Raw genomic sequence first — 12372 nt, forward strand, 5'->3', positions numbered from 1 at the left:
TCTTCAGTTCAATACCTGTTACTGTTTTCGGTCTCTCTCGAGACCGGTCGCTCACTCAAAGCTGACAGGTATCTGAATAAATTCAAAAACCTGACTTACTTTAGTGTGAGACTCTTGATACTTTTGCTGCTCCCGATATCGCTCCGAAGAACCACATCAGGCCGCCACCGCATCAAGCGCCCACACTTATCGGCTGTAAATTTTTAAAGATCGATCGCGAAAGCGCCGTTAAAAACACCTAACTACCGGCTTCTTTCTGCGTTGCTGCGTCAGCAGCAGAGAAACGAGATTATGAAGACTGTCTGGCGATCCGTCAACAGGTTTTTTTACTTCGTTCAACCTGCCGCTTAACTTCGAATCACCCGCAGACCCAGTCGCCACAAGGCTTTCGCCTGGGCTTCCCGTCTCCCCGCGCCTTCATCGAAAGCGCGAAAGACCGGAATTCTAGTCACGCAGGTGACATCTTGCAAGCGGTTTTTTGACTCGCGTGAAATTCGGAAAAACGCGTGAGCGCAATCGCCTCAAACGTGGCGTTGCATAACGCGTTCGACGAGCTGCAGATAGTAGTCAAGATCCGGCGTCGGCTTGCCGGCCACCTTCGCGAGATCGTCCCAGCGGCGCAGGCGCACCGCGTCTTCGGCGTGGGGGCGCGCAGCGAAATCGCGCGCCTCATCCGCATTGAAGATGCCACCCTGCAATTCGAGGCTGCGCACCGAGTCTGCGGAGAGGCAGCCGAAATACGCTTCATCGACGGCGCAGAGGTAGCGCTTCGCATCGACGTGCAAGCGGATCGGTTCCAGCACGCTATCGGGCAACACGGGCCGCAGGAACGGCAGCGCATAGTACTGGTGCAGATCGTCGATGCCGCGTTCGGTCGGCGTTTCGCCCTGACGGTTGAGCAGGTGGCCCAGATCATGCAGGAACGCCGCGGCGGTTAGCTCTTCGGTCGCGCCCTCTTCTTCTGCCAGCGCGCCGCTTTGCAGCGCGTGCTCCAGCTGCGTGACCGGCTCGCCGCTATAGGCCTGGGCGCCGTACGTCTCGAACAGCTCACGAATATCCGCGAGGCTCAGTGCCATCTTCTTCAACTCCTCTATGACGTGAATACGGCGACGGCCCACACGAGCGCGCCGCCCATCGTTCCTTCTGCTCTCAGTCGCCGCAGGACTCGCGCATGCGCCTGGCCGATTCGTCGGCGTCGCGCGACGCGAGCGCGCTCAACAGCGCCCGATGCCCCGCATACGATGCATCCATTGCGCTGTGCGCCGGCGCCGCACGCCGCGACGAGAGCCGCAATTCGCTTACGGTCCTCTCATAGGTCTCGCGCAGCCTGGCATTGCCAGCCGAGGCGAAGAGCGACGCGCGAAACGCGTCGCGCGCTTGCAGAAAAGCCTCGCCCTTCTCGACGACTGCCGCGTCGCGCATCGCGTTGAGGTGCTCGCGCAACTCAGCGACCTGGGCCGCGTCGATGCGCGGCGCCAGCATCCGGCACGCCGCTTCGCATAAAGCTGCGCACACTACGCCAAGTTCCTGGGCCTCAGCCGCGCCGACGCTGCGCACGAACACACCCCGATGTTTCTCGTTGCGCACGAGGCCGGCCTGCTCCAGCGCGCGAAACGCTTCGCGCACGGGTCCGCGCGAGACCGCCAGGCGAGCCGCCCAGTCGGCTTCGTTGAGCTTGTCGCCGGGGGCGAGCATGCCGGCCGCGATGCGTCGCTCGATCTCGTCGCGCACCAGCGCAGTGAGCGAGTGCTGGCGCACCATGGCAAGCGGCGTCGTGTCGGACAATGTCTGAGGATCGCGATCAGGATCGCCCGCGTTGCCGCTACTCGCGCGCTCTTCGCTCATCGAATCTGGCATGTCCTGCCTTGTCCGTCTGTTGCGCGCCTGCGGCGCATCGAACCGCATGGCATCCATCCGCTCAGTCCGCCCGCCGGCGCGGCACACGTGACGCGATCAGCACCAGCGCAGCCAGCGAGACGAGCAACAGGACCAGCGAGAGCGCCGAAGCCGGCAGATAGTAACCGCGCTCGACGGCGCCTACCACGACGATCGGCACCGTCGCAAAGCCCGGCGGATACACCGTGAGCGTCGCACCCAGCTCGCCGAGCGACAGTGCGAAGCCCAGCGCGAGACTCGCGCGGATGGCCGGCACGAGCTGCGGCAGCACCACGCGGCGCAGCACCATCGAAGGCGGCGCACCGAGACTCGCTGCCGCTTCGCGCAGCACGGTCAGCTCGGGACGCAGCGCGGCCGAAGCGCATCGATAGCAAAACGGCAACACAAGCGCGAGCTGCACGAATACGACGATCGCAGCCGAACTCGACAGATCCACAGGCGCCTTGTGATATGCAATCAACACCGCGAGCCCGAGCACCACGCTCGGCACGCCGTTGGGCACCATCGCGAGCGTATCGACGACCGCGCCCAGACCGCGCCGGTCGCGCCCTTCGAGCGCGAGTGCGAGCCACAGACCGAGCGCCGTGCCGAGCACCGCCACGCCGAAGCCGACTTCGAGACTCGTTGCGAGCGCATCGAAGTCGCTCGAGCCGAGGCGTTCGAACCAGCGCGTGCTGAAACCGTCGGGCAAGATCGTGCCCGACCAGTGCGACGCGACGCTCGACAACGCGACGACGATCACCGGCAACACGAAAAGCCAGAAGCACAGCAGCGCCGCGAAGCCAAGCAGTGCCGCGCTGGCAACGCGCGAGATGAGGCTGCGCTCGACAGGCCGCGCACGAAGATGCTTCGGCGGCAGCGCGATACGTTCGGAACCGGCGACGGGATTAGTTGACATTGCGCGCGCCTCCATGACTGCGGCGATTCACGCGCCGATACAGCGCATACAGGGAAAGCGACATCGCGAGCATGACCACGGCGCCTGCGGCGGCTGTCGGCAGATCGAGATCGACCGTGGCCGAACTGTAGATCGCCACCGGCAGCGTGATGAGGTGCGCGCTGCCGAGCACGAGCAGAATGCCGAACTCGTTGAACGTCAGCAGAAAGCACAGGATCGTGCCCGCCGCGATACCCGGCCACGCGAGCGGCAGGATCACGCGCAGCGCGACCATCCGGCTGTTCGCGCCGAGACTGCGTGCGGCTTCGATCAGGCGCATGTCGAGCAGCGCGAACGCGGCGAGCGTCGGGCGCACGACGAACGGCGCGTAGAACACCACTTCCGCGAGCACCACGCCGCCGATGCCGAACAGGAAGTCGAGCGGCGGCGCCTGCAAATGAAAGAGCCGTTGCAGCCCGATGCTCACGGAGCCCTGCGAGCCGTACAGAAAAATCAGCGTGAACGCGACGAGGAACGACGGGAACGCCACGAACAGTTCCAGAAAACGCGTGACGAGTTGCGCGCCCGGAAACGGTTTGAAGAACAGTAGCGCGGCGAGCGCGACGCCGAGCACGGAAGCCAGACCCGCGCTCAGGAACAGGATCCACAGCGTCGTGACGATCACGCCGCGCGAATCGGGATTGCCGAAGAACGTCTCGTACGCGTGGAAGCTCAAGCCATGCGCGCCCGAAAGGCTCAGCAGCACGAGACGCACGAGCGGATAGACCACGAGCGGCCCGAGCACGAACACGAGCAGAAACGCGATATGCCATTGCGCGCGTCGTTCGCGGCGGCGCACGGCGGCCGCGTGTGCGTCGGCGCTGGGCAGAGCCAGGGCGGAATCAGGGGTTGATAAGGACGACATCATCAGCCTCGTAACGCAGGGACACACGCATGCCTTTCGCCGGCGTCATGCCGTGGCCGCGCTGCATGGTGACGAGCACCGGCTCGTTCGGCATCGCGTCGAGCAGCACCGGCACCGAGAGCACCGAGCCATACCACTCGACCGATTCGATCGTGCCGTGCAGCGAGCCTTCGCCGAGCGGCACCACGCGCAGGCTTTCGGGGCGCAGGCAGGCGAGCTTGTCGCGCACGTCGTGGCGCGCGTCGCCCACCGGGAACGCGACGTTCGGCGGCAGCAGGTTCGCCGCGCCGAGATAACGGGCCACGTAGGCGTCGTTGGGCGAGTCGTAGAGTTCCTGCGGCGTGCCGAGCTGCGCGATGTGGCCGTCGCGCATCAGCAGCGTGCGGTCGGAGAGCACGAGCGCGTCGTCCTGATCGTGCGTCACGCAGACGATCGTGAGATCGGGCAGGCGTTCGTGCAGCGCCTTCAATTCGGAGCGCACCGAAGCGCGCAGATTGGCGTCGAGCGCCGAGAGCGGCTCGTCGAGCAGGAGCACATCCGGCTCGATCACGAGCGCACGCGCGAGCGCCACGCGCTGCTGCATACCGCCCGAGAGCTGCGCGGGCATGATGTGCCCCGCGTCGCCGAGTTGCACGAGCTTGAGCGCGTCGGCCACGCGCCGCGCGATGTCGCGCGACGGCACGCGGCGCGCCTTCAGCCCGAACGCGACGTTCTCGAACACCGAGAGATGCGGGAAGAGCGCATAGCTCTGGAACAGCAGACCCAGGTTGCGCTGATGCGGCGGCACATGGGTCAGGTCGCGGCCCGCCACGGTGAGCGAGCCCGCGAGTCCATCGGCTTCGATGAACCCGGCGATGAAACGCAGCAAGGTCGTCTTGCCGCAGCCGCTGCGGCCCAGCACGGTCAACAGTTCGCCGCGGCGGATCGTGAGCGACAGATCGTCGAGGACAGTGCGCGCGCCGAAGCGCACGCTCAGGTGGTCGATCTGCACGCCCGCAGCGCCGGAGGCGTCCGTGGCGTCAGTCAGTCCGGACACATCCGGCAGCGCGCGGGCCATGCCGGCCGGCGCGAGGCTTGCGGTATTCACCGGGTTCATCTCCTGTCGGCCAGAGTTGGCGCTTTGGCGCCTTACTCTGGTCCCATACAAAGTTGCAGGTACAGTTGCTTACTTCGGCTTCACGACTTCGAGCTGCTTGCCCGACGAGCCGATCACTTCGTTCTTCCAGCGCGTCGTCCAGTCGGCCTTCTTCGCCATCACCTGGTTCCAGTCCACCGGAATCAGCGTCACGCCCTTGATGGCCTGCTTGACGGCTTCGCCGTTCTTGCCCGTGAGCGCCACGTCCGTGCGGCCCGGAATACCGAAGATGTCCGGCACTTTCGACTGTACGTCCGTCGACATCAGGTAGTCGATCAGCTTCTTGCCTTCAGCCTGGTTCGGGCCGTTCTTGATCAGGCCGATTGCGTACGGCAGCTGGAACGTCGCGGGATGACCGCCAGCGTCGGCCGCCAGGAAGATCGGCTTGAGCGAGAGACCGCCGTTGGCTGCGTCGTCGAGATCCATCTGCAGGTCGCCGTTGGCCACCGAGATTTCGTTACGCGAGAGCAGCACGTCGAGGTAGCCCGTGCCCTTGGTGTGGAACTTCGCGCTCTGCTCGAGCTTCTTGAGGTAGTCGAACGCCTTGTCTTCGCCCATCAGCGAGGTCGTGAGGATGATCACGGCCATGCCGTCGCCCGCCGTGGCCGGGTTCGAGTACGCGACCTTGCCCGAGTAGTCCGGATGCAGCAGGTCGGCAAACGTCTTGGGCTCGTTCTTCACGACATCGGGGTTGATCGCGAACGAGAAGTAGTTGTTCACGAACGTCGCCCACGAACCGTCGGTCGCCTTTGCGATCGTCGGGACATTCTTGTAGTTCACGCTCTGGTACGGCTGGAGCAGGCCGCTTTGCTGCGCCTGCTGGATGAACGGCGGCAGCGTGACGATCACGTCGGCCTTCGGCGAGTCCTTCTCGACGTTCGCGCGGTTCACCACTTCGCCGCTGCCCGCCGTCACGATGTTGACCTTGACGCCTTCCTTCTTCTCGAAGGCCGGCAGCACGTCCTTGTAGAGATTTTCGAGGCCGTCGGCTGTGTACAGCACGACGGCGTCGGCGGCATGCGCGCTCGCTGCTGCGCCCAGCAGCGCTGCGGCGGCCGCGATCGGCAGCAGCTTGCGTGCAAAACCCGCGCGATGGGAATTCGTGTGGTTCATGTCACTCTCCGAAGGCAAAACCAGATGCTCGGGATACCCGATGCGTTTGTGATTGAATGGATCGAACTGGGCTGAACAATCCGAACTTCGGCGGACTGCGCCGCCTGTCATTGCCCGTCTGGTGATGGTCTCGCGTCGTGGATTGCAGATTGTCTACAATCCGACGCTTTCCATCTGAACCGGCCGGCCCGGCGAAGCCGCGGAATTGCCGCTCGCCTCGCTTACCGGCCCATCTGGACGGGCCCCGCAAGAATCACAGGTTTTGATGACACGCGCATGACGATTGTGGCGTTTGTCAAAAAATTCCACAATTCGCCAATATTCGACAAGCCACATACGCGTGATGATTCCGCCGGCAGCGGTTTGACGGCAGCCATGCAGACGTGTAAACGGGCAAACACAGCGCGCGTCGCGCCACGCCGCAGGAAGACTCAGGCGATGACGAGTTCGGGCCCGCGCGCCGTAATCGCGCGCGCGACGCTCTTTTCGGGCGCAAGCTCGGTGATGACGTAGCGCGCCTGCTCGAAACCGTTGATGCGCACGGGCGTGACGCGCCCGAACTTCGAATGGTCGGCGACGACGATCGCGCAGGCCGTGGCCGCGAGCATGCGGCTGCGCACCTCGGCGACCATGCGCGAATAGTCGGTGAGCCAGCCGTCGGCAGTAATGCCGCCCGCGCCGACGAACGCGAAATCGGCGTGGTACTGCGCGAGTTGCTGCACGGTGTCGAGGCCGAAGGTCGCCTCCTCGTGGTCGGACAGCTCGCCGCCCAGCAGCGTGACGCGGTTTTCGTTGCGGCGGCCGAGCAACAGCGCGATGCGCCAGTCGTTGGTATAGACCGTGAGCCGATGGCGGTCCGTGAGTGCGCGCGCGAGCGCATGCGTGGTGCTGCCGGAATCGATGATGACCGAGGCGCCGTCGGGCACGAACTCCGCCGCGCGTTCGCCGATCGCGCGCTTGGCGCTCGCGTTGGCGGCTTCGCGCACGTCGAGATCGGGCTCGCGGCGATCGCTCGAGAGCGCGCCGCCGTGAGTCGTGACGAGCAGCCCGCGCTCCGCGAGCGTATTGAGGTCGCGCCGGATCGTCTCGCGCGAGACGCGCAGTTCGCGCACGAGATCCGCCACAGAAAGCGCGCCCGTCCGGTTCACTTGCGAGAGGATGTATTGGTGACGTTGTTCTGCGAGCATCTCGATGGGCGCGGGTCGTGCGTGGAAAAAACGCGGGTAATGAAGTGAGTCCGGCGTGAATCCGGAAAAGCCGCCGTATTGTATTACGCATGCGCAGAACGAGCCCGCCCTGCCATCGCGGGCGCATCCCTGCTAATCTCGTGGAGACCGCGCGCTCATGCGATGACCATTGGAATTCATGCGTTCACGACTTCGTCAACTGCGTCTGCTGTTTTGTGCACTGCGTTATGGCTTCAGGCTGATCTGGCTCGCCGCGCCCGAGCATCACAAGCTGCACTGGTTCCTCACGCTCGCCTCGAACCTGCACGGCGACCCGCGTCTCGCCTCGCGCCTGCATGGTTCGCTGCCGCGTCTCGCACCGCTCGCCGCGGCCTTCGCGCAAACGCTCGCCACGCGCCCCGAACTCGCGGGCGCGACCTTGCACGACGCGATCGACTCCATCGAGCATTTCGAAGCACCCCTCGCGGGCGAGACGCTCGACACCACGCTGCGGGCCGCGCTCGGCAAACCGCCCGCAACGGTGTTCACGTGGATCGACCCCAAGCCGGCCCACAACGGCTGGTGCGAGCAGACACACATTGCGCGGCTCGCGCTGCCGGTGAACGGCCACCAGACGATCACGCTGCGCGTGCTGCGCGCAAAACAGGTCCAGGAAGTCGACGACGACGCCGCGCTCCTGTGCGCCGTGGCCCGCTGGATAGAGCGCTTTTCGCGCGCCGCGCGCAAGCTGCAGCTGCACGCGCTCGCGCAGGCGCTGCGCGACGATCTGCACCGCCGCTTCGACCTGCGCGCCCAGGCCGCGAATCTGAGCCAGAGCGGCCATCAGCTCGGCGATGACCCGCGCATCGTCGTGCCCGACGTGATCTGGGACCTCTGCACCCCTCAGACGATCGCCGTGCAGCACATCGACACCGTGCGCGCGACCGATATCGCCGGGCTTGCCGAGCACCACATCAACGTCACGCAGGTGGCGGCCCATCTGATCGAAGTGGTTACGCGCCAGGCGTTCGAGCACGGGTTCTTCCATGCGGCCCTCGACGCCAGCCGGGTCGCGGTGAGCGTCGAACCCGAGACGCGCGGCCGCCTCGTGCTTGCGGGCGCCGCGCTGATGACGAGCCTTTCTTCGCCTGAACGCGAATTCTTCGTGCACGGCGCGACCGCGTTGTTCGAACAGGACTACGGCCGGCTCGCCACGCTGCATCACATGGCGGGTCATGTGCCCACGCATGCACGCACCGAACAGATCGAGGCCGAATTGCGCACGCGCAGCGAAGCGCATTTCGCGAGCGACACCGACGAGCGCAGCGCAGGGGCGCTGTTCCATCATCTGCTGCATTCGGTGCAGCCGTTCGGGGGCGAAGTCTCGCCGCGCCTCGTGGCCGCGCAGCGCGCATTCGGCCAGGCCGAGCAGCTGGCCCGCTCGATTCATCCCGGCGTCGATGCGTGGGGCATCGCGCGACACACGCTCGCCGATATCGCGCGGCAAGATCTCGGCCACCGCGGCTGGATCCGGCGACTCTCGCAGGAGTTGCCCCACCTCGCGCAAATCGCACCGCGCGTGCCGCAGATGGTGTTCCACTTCCTCGAGCACCACGCGAAGGGCGGACTCGGTCCCGCTGCGGGACAAGCCGCGCAGCAGGCCGCGTTGCTCGACGCCTGGCGCCGCGAACATCGGCGCACGCGCGCGCTGCTGCTCGCCTGTGCGGTCTGTGGCGGCTTGATCGGCATGACGGCGGTGTTGTTTGGAAGCTAGCCGCTGCTAGCGTTTCCGGCTTCGTGATGTCTGCATTAGCTGGCGCGGCACGGGCTAGGCGGTTAGTTGCGTCATATCATCGAGCGGCACGCGTCCGGGCCAGTGCAGTCCTGAACAAGACCGCAACCTGCACGTCGCGCGATACTCCGTGCCTTTCGTGTTTCTTCGGGCGCAGCGTCAGCGCGCGCCCACTTCGACACCGATGCTCGCCACCTTCGCCCCCACCTTTTTCGTCGTCCTGTGGTCGACGGGTTTCGTCGTCGCGCGCGCCATCGCGCCCTACGCCGATCCCAACCTGTTCCTGCTGGCGCGCTTCGTAGGCACGGCGGCGCTGTTCACGATCGTCGCGCTGGCGATGCGCGCGCCCTGGCCGCGCGGACGCGAAATCGGCAAGCATCTCTTCGCCGGCGCGCTCCTGCAGGGCGTCTATCTGGGCGCGGGCTACTGGGCGGTCGCGCAGGGCTTGAGCGCGGGCGTGATGGCGCTCCTCGGCGCGCTCCAGCCGCTCCTGACGGCCGCCATCGCGGCACGCACGTTCGGCGAGCGCCTGCCGCCGCGGCGCTGGACCGGCATGTCGCTCGGCCTCGCCGGCGTCGTGCTCGTGCTGAGCCCGAAGTTGTACGCCGCCATGCACGCCGGCGGCGGCGCAATCACGGACGCCGCTGCCGCGACTGCGCACACGCACGCTCACGCGAATCCGCTGCTCGTGGTGGTGGTCGCGGTGGTGTCGGTCGGATCGATCACGGCGGGCACGCTTTACCAGAAGACTTCGCTCGCGCAAGCCGACATTCGCAGCGCGAGCGCCGTGCAGAACCTGGGCGCAGCCATCGTCGCCGCCGTGCTCGCGCTCGTGCTCGGCGAGACGCGCTGGATCTCAACGCCGACCCTGTGGTTCTCGCTGGCGTGGGGCATTGCGATGCTCTCGGGCGCGGGCGTGACGCTGCTCGTGTGGATGGTGCGCCACGGCGACGCCGCCCGCGCCACGGCGCTGCTCTTTCTCGCGCCGCCGCTCGCGGCGCTCGAAAGCTGGCTGCTGTTCGGCGAAACACTCACGCCCGTGCAGATGGCGGGCTTCGGCGTCGCGCTCGCGGGCGTGCTACTCGCGCGGCGCGCGTAGCGCCTGCGCACGCGCTGGCGCGCCCTCGCCGGATCGCGCGCTCAGTCGGCGGTGTCGGCGCCGGCCGGCACCTTCGCGCGCGCCTTGCCACCGGGTGCGGGCGACCACGCCGGACGCGTCTTGCGCTCCGAATCGACCACGACGACAAAGCGGCCCGCCCACGGCGTGATCTCGCGGTCCGAGTGGAGGACCCAGAGCGACTTGCCCTCGTCGACCAGCGCCTGGTATTCGGCGTCGACGATGCCGTAGTGGTCGATGAACGCGTTGAGCGTCGCGGGAATCCGCACGCAGCCCTTGGAGTGGCGGATGCCAAGCAGCGGCTCGAGGCGGTCAGGGTCGGTGGCATGCATCTGGAAGCGCATCTGCGAATAGCCGCCCTTGCCCCAGCCGCGTTCGCCGTCCACCCAGCCGAAGTCGTAGATGCGCATGTCGCGTCGGCCATAGCCGCGGATGTTGTTCTGGTTCATGGTGCCTTCCGCGCGGAAGTCCATGTTCAGCGGCGTGTGCTCGAACACGCCGAGCGGCGTGAGGAAGTGGTCGAACTCGCCGGGGCGTCCGGTCGCGACCGGTGACGCGCCAATCATCAGCCACGGCTCGTCGGGCATGGCCCGGAAGTAGATGAAGAGCGCCTGCACATTCGCGCTGCGATCGACGAGGATGACGAACTCGCCCGCCAGCGCGCCGAGGTTCTTCTCTTCCAGCGCGGCCTGGAGACGTTGGCCGTAGGCGCGCTGCTCGGCCAGCGGCACATGCAGGCGCCGGTTGACGTTGCGCGCGAAGCGCTTGCGCATTTCGAGTGCGCCGCGGGTTTCCTCGGCGGCCTCCTCCGGCGTGAGCATCCGGTGAATGGGCAGCACGAGCGCGGGAGGCGCGGAGGCGGCCAACGCGGCCGAGGCCGCGGAAGCCGGCTGCGGCGACGAAGCGGCAGACGCACTCGAAGCGCTCGAAGCCGCCGAAGCAGGCGCGGGCACAGAAGCAGCGGAAGCCGCCGAAGCCGCTTTGGCAACCGGCCGAGCCGCCGATGCACCCGAAGCAGCCGATACAGCCGATGGGCCCGAAGCGGCCGGCTTCGACGCCGCCTGCGCCGACGTGCTGCGCACGGCGCCCGAGGCAACATGCGCGCCGGAAGCCGTCGCGGCGTCGGAGGCGTAAGCGGCGCTTGCCGCCCACGAAGCGTAAAACCAGCTGCAGAGTGCGGCGACTATTGCGCGGCGCGCCGGCGCGCCCGACCACCGCGCTCTATGATGGGGAAGTTTCGGGGCGTCGCCCCGGACGCCACCGCGTACGCGAGCGCCCATGCGCCGCGAAAAATTGTCGTTCATCGTGAGTCCGGCCGATTGTGCGTCTTGTCTGAAGTCGGATACGTCGGGCACCGTCCCTGCGGCGTCGCTGACAGCGCCACGACCACCCGACATTAGACCAGACAACGCAGACTGCGCGCATATGTCGCGTGCGCAGCCAGATTGAGGAACCGCCCATGTCCACCAGACCGGACGCCAACCCCGAAGCCGAACGCCTCGCCCGCCAGCGACGCATCATCGCCGAACTGAATGTCGCCGGGCGCTTTGACGCACAAGCCGAAATCGAGCACCGAGTGCGCTTTCTCGGGCAGCGCCTCCAGGCGAGCGGGCTGCAGACGCTCGTGCTGGGCATCAGCGGCGGCATCGACTCCGCAACGGCCGGGCGCCTCGCGCAGCTGAGCGTGGAAAGCCTGCGCGCGCGGGGCCAGACGGCGGCACGTTTCATCGCGATGCGTCTGCCCTACGGCAGCCAGCGCGACGAAGCGGACGCCGCCGCCGCGCTCGCCTTCATCGCCGCGGACGAAATCCTGACCGTCGACATGCGCCCCCCCGCCGACGCGATGCTCGCCTCGCTCACGGCGAGCGGCCTCGCCTTCGCCGACGAGAGCGCGCAGGACATGGTTCACGGCAACATCAAGGCGCGCGAGCGGATGATCGCGCAGTACGCGGTGGCCGGTGCGCGAGCGGGACTGGTGATCGGCACGGATCACGCGGCGGAATCGCTAATGGGCTTTTTCACGAAGTTCGGCGACGGCGGCGCCGACGTGCTGCCGCTCGCGGGCCTGAACAAGCGGCGCGTGCGCGCGCTCGCGCGGGCACTGGGCGCTCCGGCTACGCTGGTGGAGAAAACGCCCACTGCGGATCTGGAGACGTTGCGCCCGCTGCATGCTGACGAAGACGCCTACGGAATCGGCTATGACGAGATCGACGACTTTCTGGAAGGCAAACCGGTGAGCGAACGCGCTTACGAGACGATCTTTCGCTTTTACGAGGCGACGCGCCACAAGCGGGCGCTGCCCTATACACCGCACGACACCGCCGACGACGGCGGCTGAAGCGCGGCGCGAA

The 12372-nt window shown here is 66.7% G+C and carries 11 protein-coding genes; 3 read left to right on the forward strand and 8 right to left on the reverse strand.

Translation table 11 applies throughout. The features are described 5' to 3' along the window. Positions 1 to 521: 521 nt before the first annotated feature. The 7 genes from M3A49_RS03770 to M3A49_RS03800 all read right to left on the reverse strand — a co-directional run bounded on the left by M3A49_RS03770 (position 522) and on the right by M3A49_RS03800 (position 7133). Positions 522 to 1076 (reverse strand): phosphonate degradation HD-domain oxygenase, encoded by a 555-nt coding sequence (locus tag M3A49_RS03770; protein WP_266227529.1) that lies wholly within the window; start codon positions 1074 to 1076, stop codon positions 522 to 524. A 73-nt stretch (positions 1077 to 1149) separates the two neighbouring features. Then, on the reverse strand, positions 1150 to 1761 hold the full coding sequence (locus M3A49_RS03775; protein ID WP_254358234.1) for a GntR family transcriptional regulator: 612 nt from the start codon (positions 1759 to 1761) through the stop codon (positions 1150 to 1152). Positions 1762 to 1918: 157 nt separating this feature from the next. Beyond that, positions 1919 to 2794, reverse strand: a complete 876-nt coding sequence (gene phnV, locus M3A49_RS03780) for a 2-aminoethylphosphonate ABC transport system, membrane component PhnV (RefSeq protein WP_266227530.1) — start codon at positions 2792 to 2794, stop codon at positions 1919 to 1921. Continuing rightward, positions 2784 to 3698: a 2-aminoethylphosphonate ABC transporter permease subunit gene (locus tag M3A49_RS03785; RefSeq protein ID WP_254358229.1), complete on the reverse strand. Its 915-nt coding sequence runs from the start codon at positions 3696 to 3698 to the stop codon at positions 2784 to 2786. The genes phnV and M3A49_RS03785 overlap by 11 nt, the downstream gene beginning before the upstream one ends. Then, positions 3676 to 4785, reverse strand: coding sequence for a 2-aminoethylphosphonate ABC transport system ATP-binding subunit PhnT (gene phnT / locus M3A49_RS03790; protein ID WP_416338915.1), 1110 nt, complete (start codon positions 4783 to 4785; stop codon positions 3676 to 3678). Before phnT ends, M3A49_RS03785 begins: the two co-directional genes overlap by 23 nt. A 78-nt stretch (positions 4786 to 4863) precedes the next feature. Then, on the reverse strand, positions 4864 to 5946 hold the full coding sequence (gene phnS / locus M3A49_RS03795) for a 2-aminoethylphosphonate ABC transporter substrate-binding protein (RefSeq protein WP_266227532.1): 1083 nt from the start codon (positions 5944 to 5946) through the stop codon (positions 4864 to 4866). Positions 5947 to 6377: 431 nt separating this feature from the next. Beyond that, positions 6378 to 7133 carry a DeoR/GlpR family DNA-binding transcription regulator gene (locus M3A49_RS03800; RefSeq protein ID WP_028202504.1) on the reverse strand — a complete coding sequence of 252 codons (756 nt, stop codon included), beginning with the start codon at positions 7131 to 7133 and terminating at the stop codon, positions 6378 to 6380. A gap of 178 nt (positions 7134 to 7311) precedes the next feature. Here M3A49_RS03800 and M3A49_RS03805 point away from each other — a divergent pair, with 178 nt between their 5' ends. Both M3A49_RS03805 and M3A49_RS03810 read left to right on the forward strand, forming a co-directional pair. Then, entirely contained in the window at positions 7312 to 8886 is a 1575-nt protein-coding gene (locus tag M3A49_RS03805) for an ABC1 kinase family protein (protein WP_266227533.1), read from the forward strand. A 202-nt stretch (positions 8887 to 9088) separates the two neighbouring features. After that, entirely contained in the window at positions 9089 to 10003 is a 915-nt protein-coding gene (locus tag M3A49_RS03810; protein ID WP_266227821.1) for a DMT family transporter, read from the forward strand. 41 nt (positions 10004 to 10044) lie between these two features. Here M3A49_RS03810 and M3A49_RS03815 read toward each other — a convergent pair whose 3' ends face one another. Further along, the gene (locus tag M3A49_RS03815) at positions 10045 to 11325 is read right to left on the reverse strand and encodes a L,D-transpeptidase (RefSeq protein ID WP_416338916.1); all 1281 of its coding nucleotides are present in this window, start codon (positions 11323 to 11325) and stop codon (positions 10045 to 10047) included. A 155-nt stretch (positions 11326 to 11480) separates the two neighbouring features. Here M3A49_RS03815 and nadE point away from each other — a divergent pair, with 155 nt between their 5' ends. Then, the gene (gene nadE, locus M3A49_RS03820; RefSeq protein WP_266227534.1) at positions 11481 to 12359 is read left to right on the forward strand and encodes an ammonia-dependent NAD(+) synthetase; all 879 of its coding nucleotides are present in this window, start codon (positions 11481 to 11483) and stop codon (positions 12357 to 12359) included. The last annotated feature ends 13 nt before the right edge of the window (positions 12360 to 12372 follow it).

Origin of the sequence: Paraburkholderia sp. CNPSo 3076, from assembly GCF_026343935.1 — a bacterium.
GTDB classification, from domain to species: Bacteria; Pseudomonadota; Gammaproteobacteria; order Burkholderiales; family Burkholderiaceae; genus Paraburkholderia; species Paraburkholderia nodosa.

Bases quoted from the DNA above. Each gene is read 5' to 3' on its own strand.
- M3A49_RS03770 (WP_266227529.1), bottom strand. From the start codon at position 1,076: ATGGCACTGAGCCTCGCGGATATTCGTGAGCTGTTCGAGACGTACGGC.
- M3A49_RS03775 (WP_254358234.1), bottom strand. From the start codon at position 1,761: ATGGTGCGCCAGCACTCGCTCACTGCGCTGGTGCGCGACGAGATCGAG.
- phnV (WP_266227530.1), bottom strand. From the start codon at position 2,794: ATGTCAACTAATCCCGTCGCCGGTTCCGAACGTATCGCGCTGCCGCCG.
- M3A49_RS03785 (WP_254358229.1), bottom strand. From the start codon at position 3,698: ATGTCGTCCTTATCAACCCCTGATTCCGCCCTGGCTCTGCCCAGCGCC.
- phnS (WP_266227532.1), bottom strand. From the start codon at position 5,946: ATGAACCACACGAATTCCCATCGCGCGGGTTTTGCACGCAAGCTGCTG.
- M3A49_RS03800 (WP_028202504.1), bottom strand. From the start codon at position 7,133: ATGCTCGCAGAACAACGTCACCAATACATCCTCTCGCAAGTGAACCGG.
- M3A49_RS03805 (WP_266227533.1), top strand. From the start codon at position 7,312: ATGCGTTCACGACTTCGTCAACTGCGTCTGCTGTTTTGTGCACTGCGT.
- M3A49_RS03810 (WP_266227821.1), top strand. From the start codon at position 9,089: ATGCTCGCCACCTTCGCCCCCACCTTTTTCGTCGTCCTGTGGTCGACG.
- M3A49_RS03815 (WP_416338916.1), bottom strand. From the start codon at position 11,325: ATGAACGACAATTTTTCGCGGCGCATGGGCGCTCGCGTACGCGGTGGC.
- nadE (WP_266227534.1), top strand. From the start codon at position 11,481: ATGTCCACCAGACCGGACGCCAACCCCGAAGCCGAACGCCTCGCCCGC.